This is a genomic window from Psychrobacter sp. DAB_AL43B, assembly GCF_900168255.1.
Taxonomy (GTDB): domain Bacteria; phylum Pseudomonadota; class Gammaproteobacteria; order Pseudomonadales; family Moraxellaceae; genus Psychrobacter.
The window spans coordinates 2,097,954-2,111,504 of sequence record NZ_LT799838.1 but is presented as its reverse complement, the minus strand read 5'-3'; the positions used below and the strand labels follow the sequence as shown (position 1 = coordinate 2,111,504).

Sequence of the window (13,551 nt, the reverse complement as noted above, 5' to 3'; positions counted from 1 at the left end):
ACCGTGTTTTGATACAATACGGATTTTTCTCAAGACAATTATGATAATAGCTATGAGCTGAGTATCTAATAAATGATAGATATCTAAGCATCAGCTTCTATATTAACCATTGGTTCTTCAACGGTATTGACCACTCTAGACTCGACGTATGAGCTGCGGTAAGACTGGTCGGTAGTGATTGGATAAATCTGTAAATGTTCCAGCTCTGCCAATAAATCTTGAATGACTTCTTGTTTATGGGTTATAAAGGTAGAGGCAAAGCAACGCCAGAATTTCCAGCCAGCACGCTCCAAAATACGCTGACGTTGCATATCGCTGTCCCATTTATCAGGCCCATGATATCTATCACCATCACATTCGATAGCTAAGCTATTGTCCTCTTCACCTTCGACAACCATATCGATTCGGTACGCACCTGCTTTAACTTGCGGCATGACTCGATAACCTCTCTCAACGAGAAGATCAAAGACTTCTGTCTCAAAAGGTGACTCACACTTATCACGCAAATCAGCGACCAGTTCTTCATCTTGCATAAACGGCGCTTGAAAGTGTTTGATGAGTTCTGCTCGATAATGATCAGCTTGGCTAAGCTCGTCCAGCTCGATGCTACGTACCAAGTACATTCTATCGCGCGCTCTTGATGCGGCAACATTCATGCGCTGAGCGAAAGTATCTCTCGTTTGCGCATGGGCAGCACCTGGTGCAACGACCAGTGACAAAAACATGATATCGCGCTCTTTACCTTGAAAGGTTCTAGCGTCACCGCAGGCAATATCAAATGCGGTCATTAGCGCTTCATCCAATTCTTTATTGAGTAACTCCATAATACTATGCGCTTGCTTATTACCTAATAACGAAACGACGCCGATGGTTTTACCTTTATAAGTGGGATCAGACACAAGAGTTTTGATTTCATCGACAATAAATCTGACTTCTGAAGGGTTAATATCTGCTTTACGATAGCCATCAGCGATATACACATCAATTAATGGTGGATCTAGGCGTTCTGAGAGTTTTGCTTTACGTAACGGTATGAGTTCGTGATTATAAAACTCACGTTTTGAGAACTCGATAATAGGCGCAACACTACGAAAATGTTCTTTTAACATGACGGTGCTATCAGCAAACACCACTTTAAATAAGTCATATATTGAGCGATCAGGTGACATTTGTGAGCGATATACAGGCACTTGATTGCTCAAATATTGCGCCATGAGATTACGAATTTTTTCGATATCGAGACCAACACCTTCTGGTGAAACCTGCTTATCGTCACCCACGATTAAAACTTTTTTCGCTCTCATAATTGCTGGTAGCGCGGTCAAGTCAGATTGAGACGCTTCATCGATGATAACTAAGTCAAAGCTCCCGAACTCTGCTGGTAAGGACTCAGAAATACGATAATGCGGCATAATCCAACAGGGGATGGCAGCGCTTGCGCCAGCAGAGGCTTCACGCGCTTCACGCCGATAATAATGGGCGCCTTTACCTGTTCCTTTACCAATACGCATAATAGCAGAGCGGTATTTTTCTAAAGAAGCTCTAACGTTTGGCGTCGCATTCTCTGCGACTTTTAGCCAAGCTCTTTTGGTGATAGCTTCTTGATAGAGTCTTGCTAAATCTGACTCTAAGTGGCTACGAGTTTTGGTTAGATCAACCAACTCTCTGCGACCATCTATGCTGTCTATAAAGCTCTTTAATCTATTAAGCCGCCAAATTTGCTGCCAATTACCAGGCAATAAGTTATCAGATAACAACTTATCTTCAGATTCAACACAAGGCTGACAACGCAATTGTTCCGCCCAGAGCGGCGCGCCATTTTTTTCAATAATCTCTGTGATGGCAGCGACAGTCTCTAAGTCTGTTGCAAGATTACTCACTCGCTGTAGCTCATTTAGCAGATTTTCCCACGTTGTCTGTAATGCAGTATCAGACAACATCTGACTACCGACTTGTTGCTTTAGAAAGGTAATTATTTTTTCACTAATGGCACCATTACAGTCTGTAAGCTCGTTAAGTAATGACTCTTTTAGCGTCAGGCTCTTCGCCAGACTATGTCTTTTTAAATGTTGGTCAAGGGTGTTTTTAATTTCAGCTAAAACATCCTTATTGAAAGGTGCGGTAGAAAGAATATCCCAGTCCAAGAAGATAGCGTCTAGAGCTTGTTTAATATTGTGCTGTAGGTTTCTGCTATTAATAATGTCTTCATATAAATAAACGGCTGAATTTAAATTCGATAAGTTATCAGGTGATACATCGAATAATGGTAGAGATAGATCATTCGATAATGCATTCCATTTCACAATAAGCTCTTGTGACTTTTTCCTAAACGCTATAAAGCTCGATATATATTGCCAATCCTCTACGCTTGCGGGTGGTGTTGAGACTATCATAATAGCTTCAAGGTTTTTCTTTTCGGCTGACTTACCAAAAATCCCAGCTATACCGAATGGTTTCTTACCTTCAGATAGATTTTTGACCGCACTAACAAGTTCTGGGTTTTTATCCAAGTCATCAGCCATCGTGATGGGTTTGGTTAAATAAATGGTTCTCTCATCAAAAAGCGTTTTGATTTCATCGTTAAGTATAGTTAGGTGAGCGATGATATCTTGCTTCGTCTGGTCATCTAAGTGCTGCTGAATATTAGTTGTCCATTCCTGTCCAACCGCTTCCGTTTTTTGCAGAAGATCAATTAGATGGGAGGTATTAGAAGCAGCTTCGTGAGCAATGCTTATAGTGTTAGCACTGTCGTCTACTAAACTTGGAATCTCACCTTGCTGTTCTGCTTTTTTTAATTCATTGGTATAAATCAAATCTTGGTGCAGTTGCTTTATCGTATTAATAGGCGGCGTGTCGGCAACAGCAGGGAATTTTTTATTAAGATAATCCAAGTCAATGCCGAGCGTTATTCTTGCTTTTTTTAGCTCAGTAATATCGGCAGGAGTAAATCGAGGTGTAAAAGTATCTTCTATGCCTAATGTATCGGGGAAGCTTTCAATCAGCTGCCTGTTTTGAGCAACCTCAATTGCTGCGTCTATTGGTTTAATCGTTTCGCTATCCAGTACGATATTATCAAGATTTAACCGTGCCCAAGCCGTAATATTATTATCAGTGCTGGCCAACTGGGCATGAACGGTATCAACTTGATTATCTAGCATGACGATTTCTTTTTTGTAGACCTCGCGATTGATACTAGAAACTTCACTCGATATTTTCTTAATGGTATATTCAAACTGCTTTAACCCTTCATTTTCACTGGTCAATAGACTAACCGCTAGTGGTCGAATAGATTCAGGCAGTTGCTCTTGCAAGACTTTTAGAGCAGGGTCTTTCATTGAGGTGACCAAAACTCGCTTGCCCAGTGCTAAGTAATGACAAATAACATTGGCAATGGTATGCGTCTTGCCTGTACCAGGAGGGCCTTGAACGACCACACCCTCGTGGACATCTAGTTGTTGTATGATTTGCACCTGCTCATTATTGAATGCTTTGGGGAAATACAACTCTGCTGGCGTGCCTACATAGTTATCACTGCCATTCACCATGGATAGACCACGGTAAGCAGGTAGTATTAACTCTCTATTTTCTGTAGCAGGTTCTGTCAAGATGGCGGTTAGAGCGCTTGGTAAATGAATGTCGTCGCTGTTTTCGAGTGTGACCGCGAACTTAGCTAAATCTTGCAAAAATATATTATTACTTCTGGGGCGTGCCATAATCACCCATGTATCAGTGACGATAAGGTTATTCTGAGCCTTAGGTATTTTTCGCGCATCAGTACTTGTGTGCTCTGGCCAATATACGCCAGAAGAATCAAGCAAGGTCACCGCTGATTTTAAGATAGGCTCATAGCTACTGGGCAAAAAAGGATTTAATAAAACATCTTCTGACTCATAAAACTGTTTACAGACTTCTAATAGTTTAGCCAAACCTTGATTCTCATCCATAGAAAAAGGTTCGGTTTCAAAGATGGGAGGCGTTAGGCTAGGCTTTATGAGTAAAGCCATTGTTTTTTGATCTAATGCTATCTCGATAGTCTGGGTTAGTAATGGATACTTTATTTGCTCGCTGTTTTGTTTATTATCAGTATTTTTTTGTACAGCAATACCCACACCCCAAACCAGCTCCAGTGATTCGTCAGCCAGATTGCCTTGCAGCATTTGATTGAGCTTAAATAGCTTTGCATATAAAGCAATACTTTGGCGTACAAGTTTTTCTTCTATCAGCCAAGGTTTCCAGATATTGTCGATATAACTTTTAAACTCATTTTGCAGCATATCTCTATCAGAAAAATCTTTTAGATAAATTTCTGTGGTTAATGAGTCATCTTCTAAAGCTAGTTGCTCATCCTTAACCTCAAATGGGGTAAATGCTTCCTCATAATCTCTAAGGCCATTATCTGCTAATTGGTGTGCTTTTATTCTTATTTTCAATAAAGGTTGGTCGCTGAACTTTGTTGGCATATCCAACCAGCTTGCTAATAGCGCGCTGCTAGGTTGTGGGGCAGAGTTTTCACGTAAGCGCTCTAAACGAAGCCAAACATCCTCGGAGGTGTCGTCTGTGACATTGAGACTAATACCTGGCAAACCTATCACTTGCTCCTCAGTACAATTGAAATCGTTGTGTTTAACGAAGTCTTGAGTAGGAGTCTTTTTCATCAAAGCGCACTGCTTAATGAATTCAATCTGAGAGGCCAGTCTTTTTACGTAAATACTCATCTATTAACTCTTCCAAATCATCAAAAAATTAGCCCTGAAATCACTGATATCTCTTAGGTGTTATTTATAAGGTGCTTAAATCATAAACTAAAAACAAATACCAAACTATAGCACAGAAATTAATAGTAATAAGTCGCATCTAGTTTTTAAAAAATGAGCGCTGACTATCGCTATTCTTAGTATCGATGATTGATGAGTTATTAAATATATGACTCTATTTCAGCTAATTTCTCTCACTATTCCTATCAAAAATACCTCTTAGAAAAACACATAACTAAAAGTGTTTAATGACAAAAATAATTATGAGATAAGGGTTTAATGTTGGGCTCAATGCGTTACTATTACCACCTTAGTCGTTATATGCATTTTATTAGACACTCTGTATTAAGACCTTAAAAAAGGACATGTTATGCGCTATGAAGTTATCGTTATCGGTGCAGGGATGGTTGGCACATCAGTTGCTTGGCATCTACAAAAAAACAATGCTCAAGTTTTACTTTTAGATAAGAAACTACCGGGTTCGGAGACTTCATACGGCAACGCGGGATTGATTCAACGCGAGGCGATTCATACGCATCCGTTTCCGCGCCAGCTGACTGAAATGATACGGGTATTGCCGAACCAGGGTACCGATATTCGTTATCGAATCCCAGCGATTCTTCGTTATCATCAAGCGCTTTTGCAGTATTGGAAATACTCTACGCCAGCTTCAGTCAAAAAAATAGAAGCCGAGTGGCAGACGCTGATTGAGCATTGCACCAGTGAGCACCAAACCATGATTACCGCTTCTGGTGCTGACGAGCTGATTACTCGTGATGGTTGGTTGCAGCTACATCGCTCTGAAGAGACGCTTAAAGAAGCAGTTGAATTGGCTATCGACGCTCGCAATCAAGGTGTCGAGCATAACGTACTGACGGTGGAAGAGTTAAAAGCAATGGAGCCTAGCGCCAATTTTGAAGGTTTCGTTGGGGCAATCCACTGGCTTAACTCTTGGCAGGTCTCGAACCCAAGCTCGCTAGTAAAAGCCTATGCGAAAAACTTCCAAGAGATGGAAGGGACTATTAAAGAAAGCAGTGTAAAAGAAATTGTCCAAGAAGAGGGCAGTTGGAAGGTTATCACTAATAACGAGACCTACTATAGTGATAAATTGGTCATCGCAGCTGGGCCTTGGTCTAATGATTTGATCAAACCACTGGGTTATAATCTGCCATTGTTCCCGATGCGCGGCTATCATCAGCACTTTAAAGTGACCGAAAAAAATACCATCAATCACAGCATGTTCGATATGGATAAAGGCTTTGTAATGGGGCCAATGCAGCAAGGTATTCGTATTACGACGGGTGCTGAGATGACCACGATGGATGCGCCAAAGAACTTTGGACAATTGAAAACGGTACTAAAGCTTGCTCGAAAAATATTGCCACTAGAAGATGCCGTTGAGAGTGAGGCATGGGCAGGATCACGTCCTTGTATGCCTGATATGAAGCCGGTCATTGGTCCTGCGGTTGCTCACGATAATTTGTGGTTCGCATTTGGTCACAGCCACCAAGGCTTCACTTTAGGGCCTATGACAGGTCGTCTCGTTGAAGAGATGATTCATGATAAGCCTCTATTGGTCGATGTCGAGCCATTTAGCGCTCAACGTTTTTCTAGCTAATTGTTTAAAGGGAATAATCTATGCAAAAGCTCCATAGTAGTCAGCGTATGAGTAAAATTGTTGTTCATAACCAGACCATTTATCTATCTGGTCAAGTTGGCAACGCTGAGGATGACATCAAAGCCCAAACTCTAACTTGCCTAGAAAAAATCGAAAGCTTACTACAAGAAGTAGGCAGTGATAGATCAAAGCTGCTGTCAGCGACAGTATGGGTGAAAAGTATGTCTGATTTTGCCGCGATGAATGAAGTTTGGGATAAGTGGTTTGAAGGCGTACAACCACCAGCCCGCGCTTGCGGTGAATCTGCATTGGCGCGTCCTGAATTACTGGTAGAAATCACAGTAATAGCTGCTGAATAACTTGCTTAATTTGATATTTGAATAAAGGTAAAAGGGTGTGATATCGATATCACGCCCTTTTCTGTAAGCTATTCATGTTAATTAGTTTATAATCAATATAATTTAAAAAAATGCAGTTCTAATGGTATAAACGCCTCCGAGTCTTAGAAGAGGGGCGTTTTTGCTAAGGAAATATATTCACAGCTGTGTTTGCTTTATTTGGACTGACGATATCGTTATTTAACGAGCAATAAAAAAGGGTGACAAATTATGATTAATACCAAAATATATAAATCGATTTATGTGTTAGCAGAAAACCTATTAGAAGCTGACAGTAAAAACGATCAAAAGACATTTGATTCGCTTTATGCGCAGCTAAAAGATCTTTGCATTGAAAATGAGAAGAGCGATAAAGATCACCCTGAACAATGGGAGACATTGGCTGATTTCACTGAAGATTTAGAAGAAGCGCTGGTTATCTATCAAAAAGCCTTAGACAAAGCCGCTGCGATTAATTCAAAAGACCATCTGTCATCGATTGCATTTTCTATGGCTGAACTACAACTTGAATTGGGTCAAACTGATGCAGCTATCAAGAGTCTACAAAACGCCAAAATAAGCGCCAATAAAATTGAAGATAGAGAATTCAAAGTTGAGATAAATGAACTGCTTGCTACCTTAGTGCCCGAAGTACCCGAGTAAATATCAGACCTTACCGTTCGTCCTTCTAATTATTTTTATGATTGATAAGGACTGTATTGGCTTAAATACCATACTAAAGGCATCTTTTTGTGACTTTAGTTTTGTAGCTTTAGTATGGTGATATAACCTTTAACGTCCTGTCCATACCGCATGGCGCTTTTCGATAAAGGCGTCAATGCCTTCACTTACATCATCCGCCATCATATTGCAGGTCATTACCTCGCTAGCATATTCATAAGCATCTGCTAATTCCATATCTAACTGCTTATAAAACATATTTTTCCCTGTTCTAACAGCGACCGAAGATTTGGCAGTAATAGCATCTATCAAAGATTGAAGGGTCGCATCTAATTGCTCAGCGGGTGCCACACGATTAATCAATCCTTGCTGCAATGCAGTATATGCATCGATAAATTCACCGGTAATCAGCATCTCAAACGCTTGTTTACGAGATAAATTGCGACTGACAGCGACAGCAGGCGTGGAGCAAAACAGCCCAACATTTATGCCAGAAGTGGCAAACTTAGCGTCATCAGAGGCAACTGCTAAATCACAGGCTGCCACCAGTTGACAACCAGCAGCGGTAGCGATGCCTTGCACTTTTGCGATAACCACTTGCGGCATCTGATTGATGGTTAGCATCATTTGACTGCATTGCTGGAATAGTGCGCGCTGGAAAGCCTCATCTGCATTGGCGCGCATCTCTTTTAGGTTATGACCAGCACAAAACGCCTTACCATTTGCTGCAATGATTACAACTTGAATATTATTATCTTGGGCAATGCTGTCCAGCTCAGTTTGCATCGCAGAAAGCAACTCAACGGATAGGGCGTTGAATTGTTTTGGGCGGTTTAGTGTGAGGGTAACGACGCTGCTTAAGTCTTTATTATTTTCTCTAATAACCAAAGGCTCGTTGATGTCTACCGTTGAAGTGAGTACGGTTTTATCTGGGTTAAATTCTGTCATTTATCTTCCTTGATAAAAAGAGGTTAATTATAAAATCATCTCTAAGAGATGCTATCAATAGTCATCTGAATGATAGCATGCTTTAATGAAACCCAAAAATGACTATAAAATTACAATGAATAGCTAGGAGTGAGCTAGATTTGCTGACAGTTAACAAAAGCTTCAAAGGACTGCTCTTTATCTCATGCTTTGACCCAATCTTATTGCCGCAGCAATATTGGTAGCGGTGGTTTCAATATTGCGATAAGCGTTTTTAAAGACGTTATCGATGGTATCTATTTTTTGGATACTGGGCATAATGACATCGAACTGGCTGGTCTGAGCAGGTGTTAGCCCATCAACGCTGCCGCAAATAGCAATGACTGGAGTATGCCTGGCTTTGGCAAGCTGGCTAATGCCGCCAGCCACCTTGCCCATGGCGGTTTGCGCGTCAAGTTTACCTTCGCCAGTGATAACAAGATCCGCATTAACAACGTGCTGCGATAAGTTAGCAACCTCAGCAACAGTATCAAAGCCTGACTTCAACTGGGCGTTGCAAAAGGTCATTAACGCATAGCCAAGTCCACCTGCTGCGCCTGCTCCCGCTATCTCTTGATAATTCTGATAGCCATGCTGCTCGCATATAGTTGCAAAGTGACTTAATGCTTTATCCAAATCATTAACTTGCTGCGAGCTAGCGCCTTTTTGAGGGCCAAAGATAGCGCTGGCACCCAACTCTCCACATAAAGGGTTAGTTACATCACAAGCGACCTCAAATACTGTCTCTAGCACACTGGCATGAAAGCTTGTCGCATCTAATCGCTGTAATTTAGCAAGCGCACCGCCGCCTTGATCTAACGTATTATCATCACTATCATGAAACCTGATACCAAGTGCCGTTAGCATACCAAATCCCGCGTCATTGGTGGCACTACCACCGAGACCGATAATAATACGCTTGACGCCTTCCTCTAGAGCATCTGCAATCAGCTCACCGACGCCATAGCTGCTGGCAATGACAGGATTGCGCTCTGCCACAGTCAATAGATGTAAGCCGCACGCTTGGGCGATTTCGATGACAGCGGTCTCATCAGGCAATAATAAATATTTTGCGCTAGTGGGTCGCATCAAGGGGTCATGGACACGCACTTCTTTCCAGCGACCACCCAATACATAGGACAACACCGCAGAGGTACCTTCGCCACCATCTGCCATAGGCAGTAGCTTATAATCAGAGTCAGGAAATACTTGACTGAACCCAGCTTGGATAGCGTGGCAAACATCCAATGCCTCTAAGCTTTCTTTAAACGAGTCGGGGGCGATTAAAATCTTCATGGCTTTCTCTTTAAATATCTCTTTGAATCTATTTTTTAATAACTTAACTAAGGCGTTATATAAATACCAAGGTCAATAACCAGATAAAGACGATGCTTGTATTGCTATCACAATAGCGGCACCCGTTTTTTCAAAGATTAGGCTGATAATCGTATCAAATATAATCACTAGACCAATATAACCTAAGATACTATTAAAGTAATCAAAACCATTAGAGATCGCCTTAGCGATGGTATTAAGTGGTACTTGATAAAATAGTGTTACCAAAAAGCTGACAATGTTAAAACTTAAAAAGATGCCATCTTAACTTTGCGGTGGCAAAAACCACATACTATCAGAGTATGTGGTTTTTGTTTTGTATGTATCAACATTAGGATGGTCGGCTTTGGGTGCAAATTGCGAAAAAACACATTGATGATTGGTGCAATAATTTTGCTCACTTTGCGCCAAACAATGGCGAGAGTTTGCAGCAATTATTTGAACGTGTTGAAGAGTGGTTGTATGCGAGAAGCATTGAACGATCTTGTGAGAGAGACAGGACGCCAATATTAGTCGTTGGTCATGTATGCTGGAGTAACGCGGCCAAAATGATTGCCGCTAGCCAGTATATATCAAAGTTAGCGGCTGAATGGCCGCGTTCTGTAAATTATCAATTATGTAGTCGACCAGATTTTCAGCCAAAGAGATAGCCCCCAAGATAGCTTATCTTTAAGCTAGCTTATCAAATCGAGCTTTATTGTCTTGTGCTGTATTAGAGTCAAAGCTGACATATATACCTTCATTATCTAATGTAGCATACCAATGGTCATCGTTACTGCTAGTCAATATCTGGAAATACTTATTATTGACGATTCTACCGACAGTATAAACTTCACCTTCTAAGTACACATCATTACCTTGAATACATTTTAATTTATCACCGGTATTTATCATATTATCCTGTCATATCTGTGGCTAAGTATAGACAGAATATCAATTCAGCGGATCGTATTAAAGACGATTTTATGGGTAGTATTTTATTATTAAGTATCAGTCGTATGGGTGATGTGTTACTTGTTATTGCTAAAATTTATTATTATAGATTGCGGTGAACAATTGAGGTAAAAATCTAGCGGAAGTAAGCAGTCTCAGCCACCTATCTTAAAGTAGGTATTCAAGCTCATCTTGTGAGTGCGAATATAGCTGCTAATACAAAAAAGCCAGCAACATGACGTTACTGGCTTTTTATATAGACTGAACTCAGATATTCTAAAAATTACTCTTCAGAATAGTCTTCGTTTTCGTCTGCTACATCTTCTTCTACAGCTTGCTCTTCTTTGTCGCCATCTTCAGAAAGAATGGTAACTAGGATAGTAGCGGTAACGTCATGATGTAGTTGAATATCAACATTATATTCGCCAACTTGACGTAAAGTGCCTTCAGGAAGCTTGATTTCAGCACGGTCAACTTCTAGACCTGAGTTAGTCAATGCTTCAGCGATATCGCGAGTACCGATAGAGCCGAATAGCTTGCCTTCGTCACCTGATTTAGCGCGCATAATAACATTAACGTCAGTTAATGCATCAGCACGTTCTTGAGCAACGCTTACTTCTTTAGCTTCTTCAGCTTCAAGTTCAGCACGACGTGCTTCGAATTTTTCAATGTTAGCTGCGTTAGCAGGTAGTGCTTTACCCAAAGGGATAAGAAAGTTACGTCCGTAACCTGGTTTCACATCGACAGTTTCACCGAGTTTACCAAGGTTGACGATACGCTGTAACAAAATAATTTGCATGAGTCATTCCTAGTTAACGGTTAAATTACTGATGGTTGTCAGTATACGGAAGTAGCGATAAATAACGAGCTTGCTTGATAGCAGTAGCTAGTTGACGCTGATATTTAGTAGAGGTACCGGTAATGCGGCTTGGTACGATTTTACCATTATCACTGATGTACTGTTTTAGCAATTCAACATCTTTATAATCGATGTGAGTGATGCCTTCAGCAGTGAAACGGCAGAATTTGCGACGGCGATAGAAACGTGCCATGAGTATTCTCCTTTAATTAGTCATCACTGTTGTTGTCGTTGTCGTCATTATCATCACGATCTGGACGACGAGTAGTTGCTTTGCGTGCGCGTTTTTCATCGGCATTCTTGGCTAACTGCGACTCTTCAGTGACAGCGTCGTCACGGCGCATAACTAGACTACGAATGATCGCGTCGTTATAACGGAATAATTCTTCAAGTTCAGCTAAAGTCTCACCGTTAGTTTCAATGTTGAAAAGAACGTAATGAGCTTTGTGAATCTTGTTAATTGGGTAAGCCAGTTGACGACGACCCCAATCTTCTAGACGATGGATGGTGCCGTTGTTGTCTTGAACTAACTTGATATAGCGTTCAACCATGCCGACCACTTGGTCGCTTTGGTCTGGGTGTACAAGTAACACCAGTTCGTAATGTCGCATTATGACTCCTTACGGATTAGTAGCTATTAACCCTATGTTAATAGCAAGGAGATTTATAAGGTAAGCTCAAATCCTAGCCATTATTATAAAAAATAACAGAGAATAAGCTTAGTTTATAAAGCGCCGTATTATAACAGTAGTCACTGATGAACACAAAGGTTAATCAATGCGCCGCTGTTAATAAAAATTATTAATTGAAATCATTGTTCTTTTATCAATAAAAAAGCAACGCTAATACGCTGCTTTTTATCACAACCATCAGAGGTATTAATAACCAACAAAAGGGTTATTTTATTTTAGGCTCTTTTACTAATTGACTGCTGTCAGCTTTAACCACTAGGGTTTTAGCCAGTTTGTCATGCCAACCGATATTTTCAGGGCTTTTAGAGGCCATATAATAATGAATACCAATGATGACAAAACCTAAAAAGCTGGTAAAAGAGAACAGTAAATTATAAATAATAAATAGCAGCAAGGTACGCATGCCGATAAGCTTTAAAAACGACGGCAGACGATGAGTGGTTTGATCGACCACACGGATACCCGTAATCAGCTTACCCAGTGATTGACCACGCAAAGTAATAAATAGCAGTTGCAAGGCAAACAAACCGAAGACCATGACTTGCGATATCATCAAGGTGCTACTAGGAATGCTCTCCATTAGGGTCATTGAATACTGATAAGCGGTATCCATATCTTGGATGTTTTGAAACTTAGTATAATCCACATCCAGTTTCGTCAATGCCATGACTAGCGGAAAAATCGCTAATAGATACAGTAAAGCATTAAGCGCCGTCGCCAATACCCGTGACATGATAGGCGCAAGTACCACATTACCGACTACTTTATCTGTAGCCTTGGTAGCGTTAGACTTATTTAATGACACATTGCTATTCGGCGTATATTGACGATTGGTCGTCATATCACTTTTGGTGTTTTTAGCGTTATCTTTTAGACGTTCAGGCTTGCCATATAGGCGATCTAGCGATACTGATTTGTCATCTTGACCATTGCTTGCGTCAGCATCCTCTGGGAATACAGTGACGTTATTAATAATAGAATCATTAACAGCCGGTGTCGCTATATGAGCAGGACGGTAGAACGTTTGATTATTGGTTAAATTACCAACGCGTTGCCACTGATCTAAGCCTTCGTGCCAGATCAAATCATCTAGTTGTACTTCACCAGAGGTGAGCATGATATTGAGCTGATCCAAGGTGTATGGACCGGCTTGTACGTTATTTCGAGCAAGGAAAATTTGCATAATTGCCTGCATAGTTAGTCATGTCTTAAGTCACTATCTTTAAATGACTATTTTTAAGTCACTATTTGTCATACATTATATTAGGGTCTATTTGAAAAAATCAAATAGACCCTAATCTGTGTATCTTAAATGACGGTGTGAATTAACGTTGTG

General features: G+C 40.7%; 13 protein-coding genes. 4 read left to right on the top strand and 9 right to left on the bottom strand.

Annotated features, from left to right (window positions below; genetic code table 11):
- Positions 1 to 83: 83 nt before the first annotated feature.
- Complete coding sequence (locus DABAL43B_RS09085) at positions 84 to 4,715, bottom strand: AAA domain-containing protein (protein WP_079692072.1); 4,632 nt, start codon at positions 4,713 to 4,715, stop codon at positions 84 to 86.
- A gap of 409 nt (positions 4,716 to 5,124) precedes the next feature.
- Here DABAL43B_RS09085 and DABAL43B_RS09080 point away from each other — a divergent pair, with 409 nt between their 5' ends.
- The 3 genes from DABAL43B_RS09080 to DABAL43B_RS09070 all read left to right on the top strand — a co-directional run bounded on the left by DABAL43B_RS09080 (position 5,125) and on the right by DABAL43B_RS09070 (position 7,412).
- On the top strand, positions 5,125 to 6,372 hold the full coding sequence (locus tag DABAL43B_RS09080; protein WP_079692071.1) for an NAD(P)/FAD-dependent oxidoreductase: 1,248 nt from the start codon (positions 5,125 to 5,127) through the stop codon (positions 6,370 to 6,372).
- Positions 6,373 to 6,392: 20 nt separating this feature from the next.
- Positions 6,393 to 6,731, top strand: coding sequence for a RidA family protein (locus tag DABAL43B_RS09075; protein ID WP_079692070.1), 339 nt, complete (start codon positions 6,393 to 6,395; stop codon positions 6,729 to 6,731).
- Between the two features lie 249 nt (positions 6,732 to 6,980).
- Complete coding sequence (locus DABAL43B_RS09070) at positions 6,981 to 7,412, top strand: Replicative DNA helicase (protein WP_079692069.1); 432 nt, start codon at positions 6,981 to 6,983, stop codon at positions 7,410 to 7,412.
- A gap of 129 nt (positions 7,413 to 7,541) precedes the next feature.
- Here DABAL43B_RS09070 and DABAL43B_RS09065 read toward each other — a convergent pair whose 3' ends face one another.
- The 3 genes from DABAL43B_RS09065 to DABAL43B_RS09055 all read right to left on the bottom strand — a co-directional run bounded on the left by DABAL43B_RS09065 (position 7,542) and on the right by DABAL43B_RS09055 (position 9,959).
- Positions 7,542 to 8,378: an enoyl-CoA hydratase gene (locus DABAL43B_RS09065; RefSeq protein ID WP_079692068.1), complete on the bottom strand. Its 837-nt coding sequence runs from the start codon at positions 8,376 to 8,378 to the stop codon at positions 7,542 to 7,544.
- Positions 8,379 to 8,555: 177 nt separating this feature from the next.
- On the bottom strand, positions 8,556 to 9,692 hold the full coding sequence (locus tag DABAL43B_RS09060; RefSeq protein ID WP_079692067.1) for a glycerate kinase: 1,137 nt from the start codon (positions 9,690 to 9,692) through the stop codon (positions 8,556 to 8,558).
- Positions 9,693 to 9,764: 72 nt separating this feature from the next.
- Positions 9,765 to 9,959, bottom strand: coding sequence for a hypothetical protein (locus DABAL43B_RS09055; RefSeq protein WP_264753815.1), 195 nt, complete (start codon positions 9,957 to 9,959; stop codon positions 9,765 to 9,767).
- Between the two features lie 122 nt (positions 9,960 to 10,081).
- Between DABAL43B_RS09055 and DABAL43B_RS09050 the strand changes: the two genes are divergently transcribed.
- On the top strand, positions 10,082 to 10,381 hold the full coding sequence (locus DABAL43B_RS09050; RefSeq protein ID WP_079692066.1) for a histidine phosphatase family protein: 300 nt from the start codon (positions 10,082 to 10,084) through the stop codon (positions 10,379 to 10,381).
- A gap of 19 nt (positions 10,382 to 10,400) precedes the next feature.
- Here DABAL43B_RS09050 and DABAL43B_RS09045 read toward each other — a convergent pair whose 3' ends face one another.
- From DABAL43B_RS09045 to DABAL43B_RS09025, 5 genes are all read right to left on the bottom strand, one after another.
- Entirely contained in the window at positions 10,401 to 10,625 is a 225-nt protein-coding gene (locus tag DABAL43B_RS09045; protein ID WP_079692065.1) for a hypothetical protein, read from the bottom strand.
- Between the two features lie 322 nt (positions 10,626 to 10,947).
- Entirely contained in the window at positions 10,948 to 11,463 is a 516-nt protein-coding gene (rplI, locus tag DABAL43B_RS09040) for a 50S ribosomal protein L9 (RefSeq protein ID WP_079692064.1), read from the bottom strand.
- A gap of 25 nt (positions 11,464 to 11,488) precedes the next feature.
- Complete coding sequence (gene rpsR / locus DABAL43B_RS09035; protein WP_058368567.1) at positions 11,489 to 11,716, bottom strand: 30S ribosomal protein S18; 228 nt, start codon at positions 11,714 to 11,716, stop codon at positions 11,489 to 11,491.
- Between the two features lie 16 nt (positions 11,717 to 11,732).
- A complete protein-coding gene (gene rpsF, locus DABAL43B_RS09030; RefSeq protein ID WP_079692063.1) occupies positions 11,733 to 12,134 on the bottom strand; it encodes a 30S ribosomal protein S6 in 402 nt (133 codons plus the stop codon).
- Between the two features lie 286 nt (positions 12,135 to 12,420).
- A complete protein-coding gene (locus DABAL43B_RS09025; RefSeq protein WP_079692062.1) occupies positions 12,421 to 13,410 on the bottom strand; it encodes an RDD family protein in 990 nt (329 codons plus the stop codon).
- Positions 13,411 to 13,551: the final 141 nt, after the last annotated feature.

What these genes read in the sequence shown, in the direction of transcription:
- rpsR (WP_058368567.1), bottom strand. Translation starts at nt 11,716, where the DNA reads ATGGCACGTTTCTATCGCCGTCGCAAATTCTGCCGTTTCACTGCTGAA.
- DABAL43B_RS09070 (WP_079692069.1), top strand. Translation starts at nt 6,981, where the DNA reads ATGATTAATACCAAAATATATAAATCGATTTATGTGTTAGCAGAAAAC.
- DABAL43B_RS09080 (WP_079692071.1), top strand. Translation starts at nt 5,125, where the DNA reads ATGCGCTATGAAGTTATCGTTATCGGTGCAGGGATGGTTGGCACATCA.
- DABAL43B_RS09075 (WP_079692070.1), top strand. Translation starts at nt 6,393, where the DNA reads ATGCAAAAGCTCCATAGTAGTCAGCGTATGAGTAAAATTGTTGTTCAT.
- DABAL43B_RS09025 (WP_079692062.1), bottom strand. Translation starts at nt 13,410, where the DNA reads ATGCAGGCAATTATGCAAATTTTCCTTGCTCGAAATAACGTACAAGCC.
- rplI (WP_079692064.1), bottom strand. Translation starts at nt 11,463, where the DNA reads ATGCAAATTATTTTGTTACAGCGTATCGTCAACCTTGGTAAACTCGGT.
- DABAL43B_RS09085 (WP_079692072.1), bottom strand. Translation starts at nt 4,715, where the DNA reads ATGAGTATTTACGTAAAAAGACTGGCCTCTCAGATTGAATTCATTAAG.
- DABAL43B_RS09045 (WP_079692065.1), bottom strand. Translation starts at nt 10,625, where the DNA reads ATGATAAATACCGGTGATAAATTAAAATGTATTCAAGGTAATGATGTG.
- DABAL43B_RS09065 (WP_079692068.1), bottom strand. Translation starts at nt 8,378, where the DNA reads ATGACAGAATTTAACCCAGATAAAACCGTACTCACTTCAACGGTAGAC.
- DABAL43B_RS09060 (WP_079692067.1), bottom strand. Translation starts at nt 9,692, where the DNA reads ATGAAGATTTTAATCGCCCCCGACTCGTTTAAAGAAAGCTTAGAGGCA.
- rpsF (WP_079692063.1), bottom strand. Translation starts at nt 12,134, where the DNA reads ATGCGACATTACGAACTGGTGTTACTTGTACACCCAGACCAAAGCGAC.